The organism is Streptomyces sp. NPDC001407 (genome assembly GCF_042895325.1).
GTDB lineage: Bacteria > Actinomycetota > Actinomycetes > Streptomycetales > Streptomycetaceae > Streptomyces.
The window spans coordinates 162,873-176,785 of record NZ_JBIAWF010000008.1; the positions used below are offsets into that span (position 1 = coordinate 162,873).

General features: G+C 70.7%; 10 protein-coding genes. 6 read left to right on the top strand and 4 right to left on the bottom strand.

All coding sequences use genetic code 11. The features are described 5' to 3' along the window. The first annotated feature begins 123 nt into the window (after window positions 1-123). Window positions 124-1,560: an amino acid permease gene (locus ACFY1P_RS14265; RefSeq protein ID WP_361529551.1), complete on the top strand. Its 1,437-nt coding sequence runs from the start codon at window positions 124-126 to the stop codon at window positions 1,558-1,560. 163 nt (window positions 1,561-1,723) lie between these two features. Here ACFY1P_RS14265 and ACFY1P_RS14270 read toward each other — a convergent pair whose 3' ends face one another. Further along, window positions 1,724-2,320: a biotin transporter BioY gene (locus tag ACFY1P_RS14270; RefSeq protein WP_390750747.1), complete on the bottom strand. Its 597-nt coding sequence runs from the start codon at window positions 2,318-2,320 to the stop codon at window positions 1,724-1,726. 297 nt (window positions 2,321-2,617) lie between these two features. Between ACFY1P_RS14270 and ACFY1P_RS14275 the strand changes: the two genes are divergently transcribed. The 3 genes from ACFY1P_RS14275 to ACFY1P_RS14285 all read left to right on the top strand — a co-directional run bounded on the left by ACFY1P_RS14275 (window position 2,618) and on the right by ACFY1P_RS14285 (window position 6,474). Further along, window positions 2,618-4,009, top strand: a complete 1,392-nt coding sequence (locus ACFY1P_RS14275) for an amino acid permease (protein WP_361529545.1) — start codon at window positions 2,618-2,620, stop codon at window positions 4,007-4,009. Between the two features lie 223 nt (window positions 4,010-4,232). Next, complete coding sequence (locus ACFY1P_RS14280; protein ID WP_361529542.1) at window positions 4,233-5,666, top strand: amino acid permease; 1,434 nt, start codon at window positions 4,233-4,235, stop codon at window positions 5,664-5,666. A gap of 166 nt (window positions 5,667-5,832) precedes the next feature. After that, window positions 5,833-6,474, top strand: coding sequence for a superoxide dismutase (locus ACFY1P_RS14285; RefSeq protein ID WP_361529539.1), 642 nt, complete (start codon window positions 5,833-5,835; stop codon window positions 6,472-6,474). 450 nt (window positions 6,475-6,924) lie between these two features. Here ACFY1P_RS14285 and ACFY1P_RS14290 read toward each other — a convergent pair whose 3' ends face one another. Further along, window positions 6,925-7,509 (bottom strand): hypothetical protein, encoded by a 585-nt coding sequence (locus ACFY1P_RS14290; protein WP_361529536.1) that lies wholly within the window; start codon window positions 7,507-7,509, stop codon window positions 6,925-6,927. A 49-nt stretch (window positions 7,510-7,558) separates the two neighbouring features. Continuing rightward, window positions 7,559-8,203, bottom strand: coding sequence for a DsbA family protein (locus ACFY1P_RS14295; protein WP_390750748.1), 645 nt, complete (start codon window positions 8,201-8,203; stop codon window positions 7,559-7,561). A gap of 112 nt (window positions 8,204-8,315) precedes the next feature. Here ACFY1P_RS14295 and pepN point away from each other — a divergent pair, with 112 nt between their 5' ends. Together pepN and ACFY1P_RS14305 are read left to right on the top strand one after the other, a co-directional pair. Continuing rightward, window positions 8,316-10,919 (top strand): aminopeptidase N, encoded by a 2,604-nt coding sequence (pepN, locus tag ACFY1P_RS14300; RefSeq protein ID WP_390750749.1) that lies wholly within the window; start codon window positions 8,316-8,318, stop codon window positions 10,917-10,919. A 162-nt stretch (window positions 10,920-11,081) separates the two neighbouring features. Next, window positions 11,082-12,137 carry a hypothetical protein gene (locus ACFY1P_RS14305; RefSeq protein WP_390750750.1) on the top strand — a complete coding sequence of 352 codons (1,056 nt, stop codon included), beginning with the start codon at window positions 11,082-11,084 and terminating at the stop codon, window positions 12,135-12,137. Between the two features lie 13 nt (window positions 12,138-12,150). On the opposite strand, the gene ACFY1P_RS14310 is transcribed toward ACFY1P_RS14305, so the two are convergent. Continuing rightward, window positions 12,151-13,884: a TIGR03767 family metallophosphoesterase gene (locus tag ACFY1P_RS14310; RefSeq protein WP_390750751.1), complete on the bottom strand. Its 1,734-nt coding sequence runs from the start codon at window positions 13,882-13,884 to the stop codon at window positions 12,151-12,153. Between the last annotated feature and the right edge of the window lie 29 nt (window positions 13,885-13,913).

Sequence of the window (13,913 nt, forward strand, 5' to 3'; positions counted from 1 at the left end):
CGGACCGAGCTCCGCCTCAGGGCTCGCCCGATCACAACGATACGGATTCGACTCTTCCCGATCACGCCTTCGAAAAGTTCTAATGCGGGAACTCGCAACCCGAGAACCGTAAGGAACGTGCTCATGGCGACACCGCCGACTCTGACAAAGGCGTCGAACTCCGGCGATCCCGGGCAGGCGTCCCAGGACGGCCTGAAGGCCGGCCTCAAGAACCGCCACCTGTCGATGATCGCCATCGGCGGTGTGATCGGTGCCGGCCTCTTCGTCGGCTCCGCCTCCGGCATCGCCGCCGCCGGCCCCGGCATCCTCATCTCCTACGCGCTCGTCGGCGCGATGGTCGTCTTCGTGATGCGGATGCTCGGCGAGATGGCCGCCGCCAATCCGACCTCCGGCTCCTTCTCCGCCTACGCGGACCGGGCGCTGGGCCGTTGGGCGGGCTTCTCCATCGGCTGGCTGTACTGGTTCTTCTGGGTCGTGGTGCTGGCGGTCGAGGCGACCGCCGGTGCCAAGATCCTGGAGGGCTGGATCCCGGCCGTTCCGCAGTGGGCCTGGGCACTGATCGTCATGGTGCTGCTCACCGTGACCAACCTCGGGTCGGTCAGCTCGTACGGCGAGTTCGAGTTCTGGTTCGCCGGGATCAAGGTCGTCGCGATCGGCGCCTTCGTCATCATCGGCCTGCTGGCCGTGTTCGGCGTGCTGCCGGGCGCGCACAGCGACACCGCGGGGATATCGAACCTCACCTCGCACGGCGGATTCCTGCCGAACGGGCCGGGGGCGATCCTCACCGGCGTCCTGATGGTCGTCTTCTCCTTCATGGGCAGTGAGATCGTCACCCTCGCCGCCGGCGAGTCCGAGGACCCGCGCCGCGCGGTCACCAAGGCCACCAACAGCGTGATCTGGCGCATCGGCGTCTTCTACCTGGGCTCGATCTTCGTGGTCGTCTCCCTGCTGCCGTGGAACTCCAAGGAGATCGCCGACAAGGGCAGCTACGTCGCCGCCCTCGACTCCATCGGCATCCCGCACGCCGGCCAGATCATGAACGTCATCGTCCTGACGGCCGTGCTCTCCTGCCTCAACTCCGGCCTCTACACCGCTTCCCGCATGGCCTTCTCGCTCGGTCAGCGCGGCGACGCGCCGCGGGCCTTCGCCCGGGTCAGCGGCAACGGCGTCCCGCGGATCGCGATCCTGGGCTCGGTCGTCTTCGGCTTCGTGTCGGTGATCTTCAACTACGTGTGGCCCGACACGGTCTTCAAGTTCCTGCTGAACGCCTCGGGCGCGATCGCCCTCTTCGTCTGGCTGGTCATCTGTGTCACCCAGCTGAAGATGCGCGGCATCATCCTGCGGGAGATGCCGGAGAAGCTCGTGGTGCGGATGTGGCTCTTCCCGTATCTGACGTGGGCGACGATCGGGATGATCACCTTTGTGCTCGGCTACATGCTTTATGACGGCGGCGACAATCGGGAACAGGTGCTTCTTTCCACTCTGCTCGGGGCGATCGTCGTGGGGATCGGGCTCGTTCTCGACCGCCGCCGGCGGGTGGTGACTGGCGTCAAGCAGTAAGCGTCTTCGGCTGCAGGCCGGTTTGCCGCCTGCGGCGGGAACGCCCTTGGGGGTCCCCCCGGACGAAGTCTGGGGGAGTGTCCTCAAACGCCGGACGGGCTGGATGTGCCGCACGTGATCGTCAACGTGCAGCAACATCCAGCCCGTCCGGCGTTGGTACGGGTCAGCCCCGCCGGCCCAGCCACTTCCACGCCATCGGGAGCGCACCCATTGCCAGGGCTGCCTTGAGTGCGTCGCCTATCAGGAACGGCGTGAGGCCCGCGGCGATCGCGTCCGTCAGGGAGAGGTGCGCGTACAGCGCGAGGTACGGGACGCCGACCGCGTAGATGATCGCGGAGCCCAGTGCCATCGTGCCCGCCGTGCGCAGCGTGGAGCGGTCGCCGCCGCGGCGGGCGAGGGCGCCCGCCACCGTCGCGGCGAGCATCATGCCGAGGACGTAGCCGAAGGAGGCGAAGCCCGCGCCGGAGCGGCCCTCGGCGAACCACGGCACGCCCGCCAGGCCCACCAGCGCGTAGAGCGCGAGGGAGAGGAAGCCCCGGCGGGCGCCGAGCGTGGTGCCGACGAGGAGCGCCGCGAAGGTCTGGCCGCTGACCGGGACCGGCGAGCCCGGGACCGGGACGGCTATCTGGGCGGTGACGCCGGTCAGCGCCGCGCCGCCGAGGATCAGGGCGGCGTCACCGACGCGGGCCCGGGAGAGGGCGGGGAAGAGCGCGTCGGCGAGGACCGTACCGGTCCGGGTTACTGGGGCAGCGGTGGCCATCGGTACTCCGCGTCAGTTCAGGGAAGGTCAGGGACACCGTGACGTTAATCGAGGGGCCCGGCGCGGACACCGGGTGACCGTGACAAGGCGGCCCGCCCCGCTTTGGAGAGTTCCGAACGGCACCGTCGCAGGTCGGCGCTGATAAGGGCGCGCCCTTCCCGTGCCGTTCCCCGGCCATGCGTGATGCTCGTCACGACGGAGCGGCGAAGCTTGGCGTCGGCCACCCGCTCGGGAGAGTGTTGAGTACCTTCGCAGCCTTTTTGCGCCCATCGCACAGATCCGAGAGTCACGAGCGCCATGCATGACGCACCGCCTGCCGCCGAACCGCTGAGCGGCGAGAAGGAACCCCTGTCGGCGGGGCTCAAGCAGCGCCATCTGACGATGCTGGGCCTGGGCGGCGTGATCGGGGCGGGGCTGTTCGTCGGCTCGGGCAGCGGGATCGCCGTGGCCGGGCCCGGGATCATCGTCTCGTATCTGATCGCGGGCGCGCTCGCGATGCTGGTGATGCGGATGCTCGGCGAGATGTCGTCGGCGATGCCCGCCTCGGGCGCCTTCTCGGTGCACGCGGAGCGCGCGCTGGGGCGCTGGGCGGGGTTCACGGTCGGCTGGCTCTACTGGTTCCTGCTGGTCGTCGTGCTCGCCGTGGAGGCCACGGGCGCCGCGCAGATCGCCAACGGCTGGCTGCCGTCGGTGCCGACGTGGGCCTGGGTGCTGCTCTTCATGGTGGTCTTCACGAGCGCCAACCTCGCCGCGGTGAAGAACTTCGGTGAGTTCGAGTTCTGGTTCGCGACGCTGAAGGTGGGCGCGATCGTCCTCTTCCTCGCGCTGAGCCTGCTGGCCATCTTCGGCGTGCTGCCGGACACGAGCGCGGTGGGCCTGTCCAACCTCACCGGCAAGGGCGGCTTCCTGCCCAACGGCTGGAGCGGGGTCGTCTCCGGCGTCCTCGCCGTCGTCTTCGCCTTCGGCGGCCTGGAGGTCGTCACCATCGCCGCCGCGGAGTCCGACGACCCGGCCCGCGCGGTGGGCCGGGCGGTGCGCAGCGCGGTGTGGCGGATCCTCTTCTTCTACGTGGGCTCGATGCTCGTCATCGTCACGCTTCTGCCGTGGTCGTCGATCGTGCCCGGCAAGAGCCCGTACGTGGCGGTCCTCGACCACATCGGGGTGTCCGGGGCCGGCCAGATCATGAACGTCGTGGTCTTCGTGGCGCTGCTGTCCGCGCTGAACGCCAACCTCTACGGGTCCTCCCGGATGGTCTTCTCGCTGGCCGAGCGGGGCGAGGCGCCGCGCTCGCTGCTGAAGGTGTCGGGTGGCGGGGTGCCGCGCCGGGCCGTGCTCGCCTCGGTCGTCTTCGGGTTCGCCTCGGTCATATTGAATCTGGAGTGGCCCGACTCGATCTTCCGTTATCTGCTGAACGCGGTGGGCGCCGTCCTGCTCTTCGTCTGGGGTCTGATCGCGGCCTCGCAGCTGCGGCTGCGGCGGCGCATCGAGCGCGAGGCCCCGGAGCGGCTGACGCTGCGGATGTGGGCGTTCCCCTATCTCACGTGGGTGGCGCTGGCGGCGATGGGCGGCGTGCTGATCCTGATGCTCACGGACGACGGCGCGCGGCCGCAGCTGCTGTGGTCCGCGGGTGCGACGGCGGCGGTGCTCGCGGTCGCGGGCCTGCGCGAACTCCGTCTCCGGCGACGCTGAGTCGCCGGACGGGCCCCGGCCCGCTGTCCGTTACCGGTCGTTACCGGAGTCGTTTCGTCCGTTCCGGCGGCAAATCAGTTGTCTCCGGAGATATGTGTCGTGCACAGTCTGTGACGTTGCCGTCTAGATATCGGACAGCAATGTCACAACTGTTGTCCTGAGCGAACATGACCTCCACACTGAGGCAACTTTTCCGCTCTCACCCCACGGGAATCACACGATCATGACTCGGACACCTGCGGCCTCTTCCGCGCCACCGCGCGGCGAGGTCACCGACCAGGAGCCGGGCGGCACGGATCTGTCGCACGGCCTCAAGCAGCGCCATCTGTCGATGATCGCCCTCGGCGGTGTGATCGGCGCCGGTCTCTTCGTCGGTTCGGGCGCGGGCATCGCCGCGGCCGGTCCGGGCATCGTGCTCGCCTATGCCGCCTCCGGGCTGCTGGTGATGCTGGTGATGCGGATGCTGGGCGAGATGGCGGCGGCCAACCCCGCCTCCGGCACCTTCTCCGTGCACGCCGAGCGGGCCATGGGCCCGTGGGCGGGGTTCACGGTGGGGTGGATGTTCTGGGTAGAGCTGTGCGTGGGCATCGCCGTGGAGGCGATCGGGGCGGCCCACATCATGGTCTCGTGGTTCCCCTCCACACCCTCCTGGATGTGGGTCCTGATCTTCATGGCCGTCTTCTGCGGCACCAACCTGGCGGCGGTCAGCAACTTCGGTGAGTTCGAGTTCTGGTTCGCCGCGCTGAAGGTGGGCGCGATCGGCCTCTTCCTGGTGCTGGGTGTGCTGGCCATCCTCGGCCTGCTGCCGGGCACCTCGGCGCCGGGTGCCGACAACCTCACCGGCCACGGCGGCTTCCTGCCCGGCGGCACCGACGGCCTCGCGGCCGGCCTGCTGGCCTCGGTCTTCGCGTACGGCGGCCTGGAGACGGTGACGATCGCGGCGGCGGAGTCCGAGCAGCCCGTCAAGGGCGTCGCCAAGGCCGTGCGCACGGCGATGTGGCGAATAGCCCTGTTCTACGTCGGCTCGATGCTGGTCGTCGTGACGCTGATCCCCTGGACCGACAAGTCGATCACCGAGACCGGCCCGTACGTCGCCGTCCTCGACCACCTCGACATCCCCGCCGCCGGGCAGATCATGAACGTGATCGTGCTGATCGCCCTGCTCTCCGCGATGAACGCCAATATCTACGGCGCCTCCCGGATGTCGTACTCGCTGGTCCAGCGCGGCGAGGGCCCGCGCTTCCTCGGCAAGGTCAGCGGCGGCGTGCCCCGGATGACCGTGCTGGCCTCCTCGGCCTTCGGCTTCTTCGCGGTGCTGCTCAGCTACTGGTGGCCCGACACGGTCTTCAAGTGGCTGCTCTACATGACCGGCGCGGCCGTGCTCGTGGTGTGGGCGTTCATCGCCGTCACCCAGCTGCTGATGCGCCGCCGCCTGGAGCGCGAGGCGCCGGACAAGCTGGTCGTGCGGATGTGGCTCTTCCCCTACGTGACCTTCCTGGCCCTGGCCGGGATCCTCGGCACCCTGGCGCTGATGCTGCGCGAGCACGACACCCGCGTCCAGCTGTGGGCCACCGCGGGGCTCACCGTGGCGCTCGCCCTCTTCGGCTACCTCCGGCAGCGGATGCTGGCGCGCCGCGCCGCGGTCACCGGAATCTGACGCTCCGACACCAGCCCCCCACACGAGGCGGGGTAGGTCCTGATCTTCAGGACCTACCCCGCCTCCGTCTTTGGACCCAAGCCCACCCCCGGAACCGCTTTTCGCAGGCACTTGCTGATAGCGTCTACCTGCAAGTTAATTGCAATAAGCAGTCGGAGGGCTCGGCATGGCCATCTACACACTTCCTGAACTCCCTTACGATTACGCGGCGCTCCAGCCGGTCATCGACGCGAAGATCATCGAGCTGCACCACGACAAGCACCACGCCGCGTACGTCAAGGGCGCGAACGACACCCTCGAGCAGCTCGCCGAGGCCCGCGACAAGGACCAGTGGGGCGCTGTCAACGGCCTGGAGAAGAACCTGGCCTTCCACCTCTCCGGCCACATCCTGCACAGCATCTACTGGCAGAACATGACCGGCGACGGCGGCGGTGAGCCGCTCGACAAGGACGGCGTGGGCGAGCTGGCGGACGCCATCGCCGAGTCGTTCGGCTCTTTCGCGAAGTTCAAGGCCCAGCTCACGAAGGCCTCGGCGACCACGCAGGGCTCCGGCTGGGGCGTCCTCGCCTACGAGCCGGTCAGCGGCCGCCTCATCGTCGAGCAGGTCTACGACCACCAGGGCAACGTCGGCCAGGGGTCGGTGCCGATCCTGGTCTTCGACGCGTGGGAGCACGCGTTCTACCTTCAGTACAAGAACCAGAAGGTGGACTTCATCGAGGCCATGTGGCAGGTCGTCAACTGGCAGGACGTCGCCGCGCGGTACGCGGCGGCGAAGGAGCGGGGCAACACGCTGCTGCTGGTGCCGTAATCCCCCTGCGTCCTGCTTCGTGATCGTCTTCTCACCCTTCACGCAGCAGGCGAAGCCCCCACGTGAGTGGTTCGCGTGGGGGCTTTTTCTTTTTTGTTCCCCAGCCCCGCCCCTTCCCGAACTGGGGCTCGTGCCCCAGCCCCCCGGCTGCGGGTCCGATGCGCCTGCGGCGGGCGGCCTCAAGCGCCGGCCGGGCTGGTTTTGCGGACCGTAGTCCGTAGCCTGCGGCGCCGGGCGGGCTGGATGCGCGGACCGCAGTCCGCAATCCCTGCGGCCCGCAGGCAACGAACCCACGATCCGTGAAATCCAGCCCGTCCGGCGATTGAGGACACCGCGCGAAGCGCGGTCAGGGGGTCTGGGGCGAAGCCCCGCACGCGGCGGAGCCGCACATCAGACGCCGCCGGGAAGGGGCGGGGTAGGGGAAACAAAGCGCCGCAAGCAGCGGGACGCTCACGCGTGGCCGAACGCCTCGCCCGTGATCAGGAATTCACGGGCGAGGCCCGCCTCGTGGAGGCCCCCCGCGAAGCGCCGGCACCTGCTCACCGCGAAGCGGTAGTCGACCACCACCTCCCCGCCGGAGGACACCCGCACCGTCCCCGTCAGGCGGTAGTCGACGGCGCGCAGCGCGAGCCACCAGTCGAGGGCGCCGCGCCGGGGCAGTGTCACGGCGCGCCAGCCGCTGTCGGCGGGGTACGCGGAAGGGGCGCCGCGCCAGCGGGCGAGCGCTTCGGTGCGCCAGCGGGCGAGCTGTTCCTCGGCGGCGGAGCGTACCTCCGGGAGGGCGAGGAGCAGGGCGGCGTCCACCCGGTAGGGCGTGCCGGTGCCGCGCAGGTAGTGCCGCAGGGTGGCGGCCGTCTGCCGCAGGCCCAGCGCGGCGCAGAGGGGCGGCAGGGCACGGCAGAAGGCGCGCGTCACCAGGTCGTGCGGGCGGACGGGCCGGTCGGCGAAGCGGGCGGCGGTGCTGCCGCCCGGCGGCTCCGTGTCCGCTCGGCCGCCCGTGCGGCCGAGCGGCCGGGAAAGCTCCGTCTTGCCCATACCGGGACATTAAGGGACCCGATCGGGAGCCGCCCGTCGAGCGGAGCCGTCAGTCGAAGACGGGGCCCTGGGTGCGCGTGCGCTTCAGCTCGTAGAAGCCCGGGGTCGAGGCGACCAGCAGGGTGCCGTCCCACAGCCGGGCCGCGGCCTCGCCCTTGGGTGCCGGGGTGACGACCGGGCCGAAGAAGGCGACCTGCTCGCCGTCCGCGCCGGGCACCGCGATGACCGGGGTGCCGACGTCCTGGCCGACCTTCTCGATGCCCTCGTTGTGGGAGGCGCGCAGCTGCTCGTCGAAGGCGTCGCTGTAACCGGCCTCCGCCAGCTCCACCGGGAGACCGGCCTCCACCAGCGCGGCCTCGATCGTCTCGCGGTCGCGCGGCAGACCCTGCACGTGGAAGCGGTTGCCCAGCGCGGTGTAGAGCGCGCCGAGGACCTCCGGGCCGTGCTTCTGCTCGGCCGCGATGCAGACGCGCACCGGCGCCCAGGCCGGGCCGCCGGGGAGCATGTTCTCGCGGTACTGCTCGGGCAGCTCATCCAGTTTGTTCTCGTTGAGAACGGCCAGGCTCATGACGTGCCACCGAACCTCGACGGGCCGTACCTTCTCGACCTCCAGCATCCATCGGGAGGTCACCCACGCCCACGGGCACAGGGGGTCGAACCAGAAGTCTGCGACGGTCTTCTCCGAAGCGGTCACGCGAATCTCCTCATGAGAGCTCATCCGAGCTGGTCAGTAGCAGATTCAACAACAGCCCCCATGCCATCATTCCAGCGTTGTCCAAGATCCGACACGAAGACGGGGAGCCCTTGTGCCCGGTGAGAATCTGACCCGTGAGGAAGCCCGCGGCCGGGCCAGGCTGCTGGCGGTGGACGCCTATGAGGTGGCGCTCGACCTGCGGTCCGCGGTGGGCGCGGGCCCCGAGAACCGCACGTTCCGCTCAGTGACCACGATCCGCTTCCGCTGCTCCGAGCCGGGGGCCGGCAGCTTCGCCGACCTGGTGGCGCCGTCGGTCACCGCCGTGACCCTCAACGGCGAGGAGCTCGACCCCGCGGCGGTCTTCGACGGGACGCGCGTCGCGCTGCCCTCGCTCGCCGCCGAGAACGTCCTGGTCGTGGACGCCCAGTGCGCGTACAGCCGGACCGGCGAGGGCCTGCACCGCTTCGTCGACCCGGAGGACGGCGAGGTCTATCTCTACACGCAGTACGAGCCGGCCGACGCCCGCCGCGTCTTCGCGAACTTCGAGCAGCCCGACCTGAAGGCGCCCTTCACCTTCTCGGTGACCGCGCCCGCCGGCTGGACCGTGCTCAGCAACGGCGAGGCGGCCGGCGAGCCCAGGTCCATCGGCCCCACCGCGGCCACCTGGGACTTCGTGCCGACGCGGCCGATCTCGACGTACATCACGGCCGTGGTCGCCGGTCCGTACCACGTGGTCCGCGACCACTACAGCCGTACGTTCGAGGACGGCACGGTCCTGGAGATCCCGCTGGGCGCGCTCTGCCGCAAGGGCCTCGCGCGGCACTTCGACGCCGACGAGATCTTCACCGTCACCAAGCAGGGCCTGGACTTCTTCCACGACCACTTCGACTACCCGTATCCCTTCGGGAAGTACGACCAGGCGTTCGTGCCGGAGTACAACATCGGCGCGATGGAGAACCCCGGGTGCGTGACCTTCCGGGAGGAGTTCGTCTTCCGCGGCAAGGTGACCACGTCGTCGTACGAGCGGCGGGCAAACGTCATCCTGCACGAGATGGCGCACATGTGGTTCGGCGACCTGGTGACCATGGAGTGGTGGGACGACCTGTGGCTCAAGGAGTCCTTCGCCGACTTCATGGGCTCCTTCTCGCAGGTCGAGGCGACGCGCTACGACAACGCCTGGATCACCTTCGCCAACCAGCGCAAGTCCTGGGCGTACCGCGCCGATCAGCTGCCCTCCACCCACCCCGTCACGGCCGACATCCGTGACCTGGAGGACGCCAAGCTGAACTTCGACGGCATCACCTACTCCAAGGGCGCCTCGGTGCTCAAGCAGCTCGTCGCCTACGTGGGCCGGGACGCCTTCTTCGAGGGCGCCCGCCGCTACTTCAAGCGTCACGCCTACGGCAACACGCGGCTCACCGACCTGCTGGCCGTGCTGGAGGAGACCTCGGGCCGGGACATGGCCGGCTGGTCGCGCTCCTGGCTGCAGACCGCGGGCGTCAACTCCCTCACCCCGCTGGTCACCTGCGACGCCGCCGACCGGGTCACCGAGCTGGCGATCGTCCAGGAGGCGCCCGAGGGGCACCCCACGCTGCGCCCGCACCGCGTGGCCGTGGGTCTCTACCGCCGCCGCGAGTCCGACGGCGCCCTCGCGCGCTACGCCCGCGCGGAGGTGGACGTCGCCGGTCCCCGTACGGTCGTCACCGAACTCGCCGGGGCCGAGCGGCCGGAGCTCGTGCTGGTCAACGACGACGACCTCACCTTCTGCAAGATCCGCTTCGACGAGGTCTCGCTGGACACCCTGCGCAGGCACCTGGGCGAGCTCACCGACCCGCTCGCGCGCGCCCTGTGCTGGTCGGCGCTGTGGAACCTCACGCGCGACGGGCTGATGCCCGCCCGCGACTTCACCGGCCTCGTCGAGCGCTTCGCCGGAGCCGAGACCGAGATCGGCGTGCTCCAGATGGTGCAGAACTGGGCGCAGTCCGCCCTGGTGCACTACGCCACCCCCGAGTGGCGCGACGCGGGCGGGCGGGCCCTCGCCGGGAGCGCGCTGCGCGAGCTGCGGCTCGCCGAGCCCGGCAGCGGCCACCAGCTGGCGTGGGCGCGGTTCTTCGCGCAAATGGCCACCGCGGAGTCCGACCTCCAGCTGCTGCGCGAGCTGCTGGACGGGGCGGGGAAGATCGACGGGCTGGAGGTCGACCAGGAGCTGCGCTGGGCGTTCCTCGGCACGCTCGCCGCGCGGGGCGCGGCCGACGAGTCCGCGCTGACGGCCGAGCTGGCGCGGGACAACACCGCCTCCGGCAAGCGGCACCAGGTGCGCTGCCTGGCGGCCCGGCCGTCCGCCGAGGTCAAGGCGGAGGCGTGGGCCGCCGTGGTGGAGTCCGACACGCTCTCCAACGCGCTCGCCGAGGCGACCATCGCGGGCTGGAACCAGCCGGGGCAGCGCCCCCTGCTGGCCCCTTACGCGGAGCGGTACTTCAAGGAGATCGAGCGCATCTGGCGGGAGCGGTCGATCGAGATCGCGATGGCCGTCGTGCGCGGCCTCTTCCCGATGCTCCAGGGGGACCGGCGGACGCTGGACCTGACGGACGAGTGGCTGTCCGCGCACGAGGACGCGGCCCCCGCGCTGCGCCGCCTGGTGCTGGAGGCCCGCGACGACCTGGCGCGGGCCCTGCGGGCCCAGGGGTGTGACACGGCCGCCGCCGGGGCAGCCTGACCGGGCCGCGGCCGGACGGCTTCTTGAACGGACGGGCGTTCGGGGCCGGGGAAATCCTCCTCGGCCATCGAACGCCCGTACTTTAGGACAGAGTTGTCCGGGTTTGCCTACGGGCCTGTAACACCAGGTTAGAGCCGCCGGGAACAGCGGCACTGGCAGAGCATGAATCACGGAACCCCTCTCTCGCCCCGCCCCCTGCACCACCTGTCGGACGTGCGCCACCGCGTCATGACGTCGCGTCAGCTCCGCGACCACGGAGTGCCGGGCGCCGTCGTCGCCGAGCGGTGCCGCCCCGGCGGGCCCTGGCAGCAGCTGCTTCCCGGCGTGTTCCTGCTCCGCACCGGGCCCGCCACCAGCGAGGAGCGGCTGCACGCCGCCCTGATGTACACCGTGCCGCGCACCCAGGGCCCGCCCGCGCAGCCCGGCCCGGGCACGGCGACGGCCGCCGCCCGCCGGGCCGCGGCGGGCTCGTACGGCGAGGCGATGATCACCGGGATGGCGGCGCTCGCCCTGCACCGCTTCACCTCCGTCCCCCCGCTGCTCTCCCTCGACCACCTCGACGTGCTCGTGCCGCGCACCCGCCGGCTGCGCAGCACCGGGTTCGTCCGGCTCGTGCGGGCGCACATCCTGCCGCACCCGCAGCAGCTGACGGGCATCCCCGTCGCGCCCGTCGCACGCGCCGTGGCGGACGCCGTCGCCGAGCTCACCGACGCGTCCACGGTACGCAGGGTGCTGACGGAGGCCGTGCGCGGCGGGCACTGCGAAGCGCAGGCGATCGTACGGGAGTTGACGCGGGCCCGGCTGCTGAGCCGGCCGCACGTGGTGGACGCCGTGGACACGCTGCTCGCCGAGAGCCGGGCCGTCGCGGAGGGCCGGCTGTACGGCCTGGTGAGCGAGCACCGGCTGCCGATGCCGCTGTGGAACGTGGACCTCCGGCTGCCCGGCGGCCCGTGCCTCGGCGGGGTGGACGCGTTCTGGCCCGAGCACAGCGTCGCGCTGGAGATCGATTCGCGGACCCCGCGCCAGGACGACGAGGCGCTGTGGTCGCAGCAGTACCGCAAGCGCGAGCACCTGGAGCGGCTCGGCATCACGGTGGTGCACCTGACGCCGAAGAAGCTGCGGGACGCCCCCGAGCAGCAGGCCGCGGTGATCCGTACCGCCCTGATGGCGTCGGCCGACCGCGATCCCGCCGCCTATCTCGTGGTCCTGCCGCGCTGAGCCGCCGCGGGGTTCAGCGCCTGGGGAGCAGCAGCTCGGTGTTGCGGTCGCCGGCCGCGCCGCCGAGGGAGGTGTCCGAGCCGGGGGCGTTGAAGGCCAGCTCGCGGTAGAGGGAGGCGAGGCCGGTCTGGGAGAGGTCGTGGAAGTCGGTGCGGTAGGGGGCGGCGGACTCGATGAGCGTGGTGAAGAGGGACACGGTGCCGTCGTGGTTGTCCGTGACCTCGATGATCCGTGCCAGCTGGGGGTAGTCGACGTGGGAGGCGGTGGCGATCTCCCAGAAGGTGCCGCGCGGCCGGATGCGGTTGCGGTGGCTGTGCCCGTTGATCCAGGCCAGGACGTTGTTGTGGCTCTGCAGGAGCTGGATCAGCTCATTGCCGTCGTGCCGGTCCTCGTCGGGGCGCCGGGGGTCGGGGGTGAGGTTGTCCATGCTCCAGCTCGGGTGGTGGCTGAAGACGAGCGCGTACTTGTCGCGGAACCTCCGCAGCGTCCGGTCCAGCCACAGGAGTTGGGAGGTGCCCAGCGAACCCTGGTAGTGGCCTCCGGGGTCGGTCGAGTCGAGGCTGATGCCGACGACGTCGTCGGAGACCTTGAAGGCGTAGTAGAGCTCGCCGGAGTCGAGGTTGTCGCGGGTGTAGCCGTGGCCCACGGGCCCGTGGCCGGTGTATTTGCGGTCGAGGTGGGCGGAGACGTACTGCTGGGCGGTGAGCGGGACCCGGCGCGGGTCGGGGGTGACGGTGCGCATCTCCTTCTTGTGGACGCGCAGCAGCTCGCGGATGCGCTCGCCCTTGGGGTCGGCGCCCTTGGACTCGCCGTCCATCAGCCACTTCGCGTCGGCGGCGGAGATGATCTGGAGCTTCTTGTCGCCGACGGCGGCGTCCTGGATGAAGGAGCCCGCGGCGGGGTAGCAGCCGCCGGACAGCAGGTCGTGGTTGCCGAAGGTGGAGTACCACGGGATGTTCAGGCCGGGGCTGTTGACGCTGCGGGTGGCGGCGGCGAGATAGCCGTCGATGCGGGGGTAGCCGAGCTGCTTGTCCTGGTCGCGCAGGGCGCTCTCGGGGTGCCAGAAGAGCTTGAGCCCGCTGTTCTGCACGCCTTCGTAGTGCCGCGGGTCGCCGGTGTTGGGGTTCATCCGGCCGCCGCTGAGGGCGGTGAGGAACCACTCGACCTCGATCTTCGCGTTCTCGTCACCGTTGTCGCCGGTGGTGATGACGAAGCTCAGCGGCGTGCCGGTGGCCGGGCCGCGGCGGACCTTGTTGACGCGCTCGACGAGGGAGACCACCCCGGGCAGGGTGAGCGCCTCGTGCGGGCGCCAGGCCCCGGGCTCCCCCGCGCGGAAGAACTCGTAACGCAGCGGGTGCTGGACGTCCGTGAGGTGGAGGTCGGTGAACTGGACGAAGGAGGCCAGCGTGGAGCGCCGGTCCTCCCGGCCGCTCTTCCCGGCGGCCAGCTCGGAGCGCGTGACGCGGGGCCAGCCGGGGCCGTCGCCGAGCCGCCGGTAGCCGCCGCTGCCGCGGGGTGCCGCGACGGAGGCGAGGGTGGTGCCCGCGCCCGTGGGGGCGCCCGCGGCGGCGGCCCCCGCCTGCCTGGCCGAGGCGGCCGCGGCGTCGTCCGGCCCGGTGGCCGCCGCGCGGCCGTCCGATCCCAGGGCCATGCCGATGCCGGTGGCGGTGGTCACGGCGCCGGCCGCGGCGAGGAACGTACGGCGGTCGAGGCTGGCGGCTGCGGGTCCGTCAGATCTGCGGTACATATGCGGTCTCCCCGAGTGCGATCGCGAAT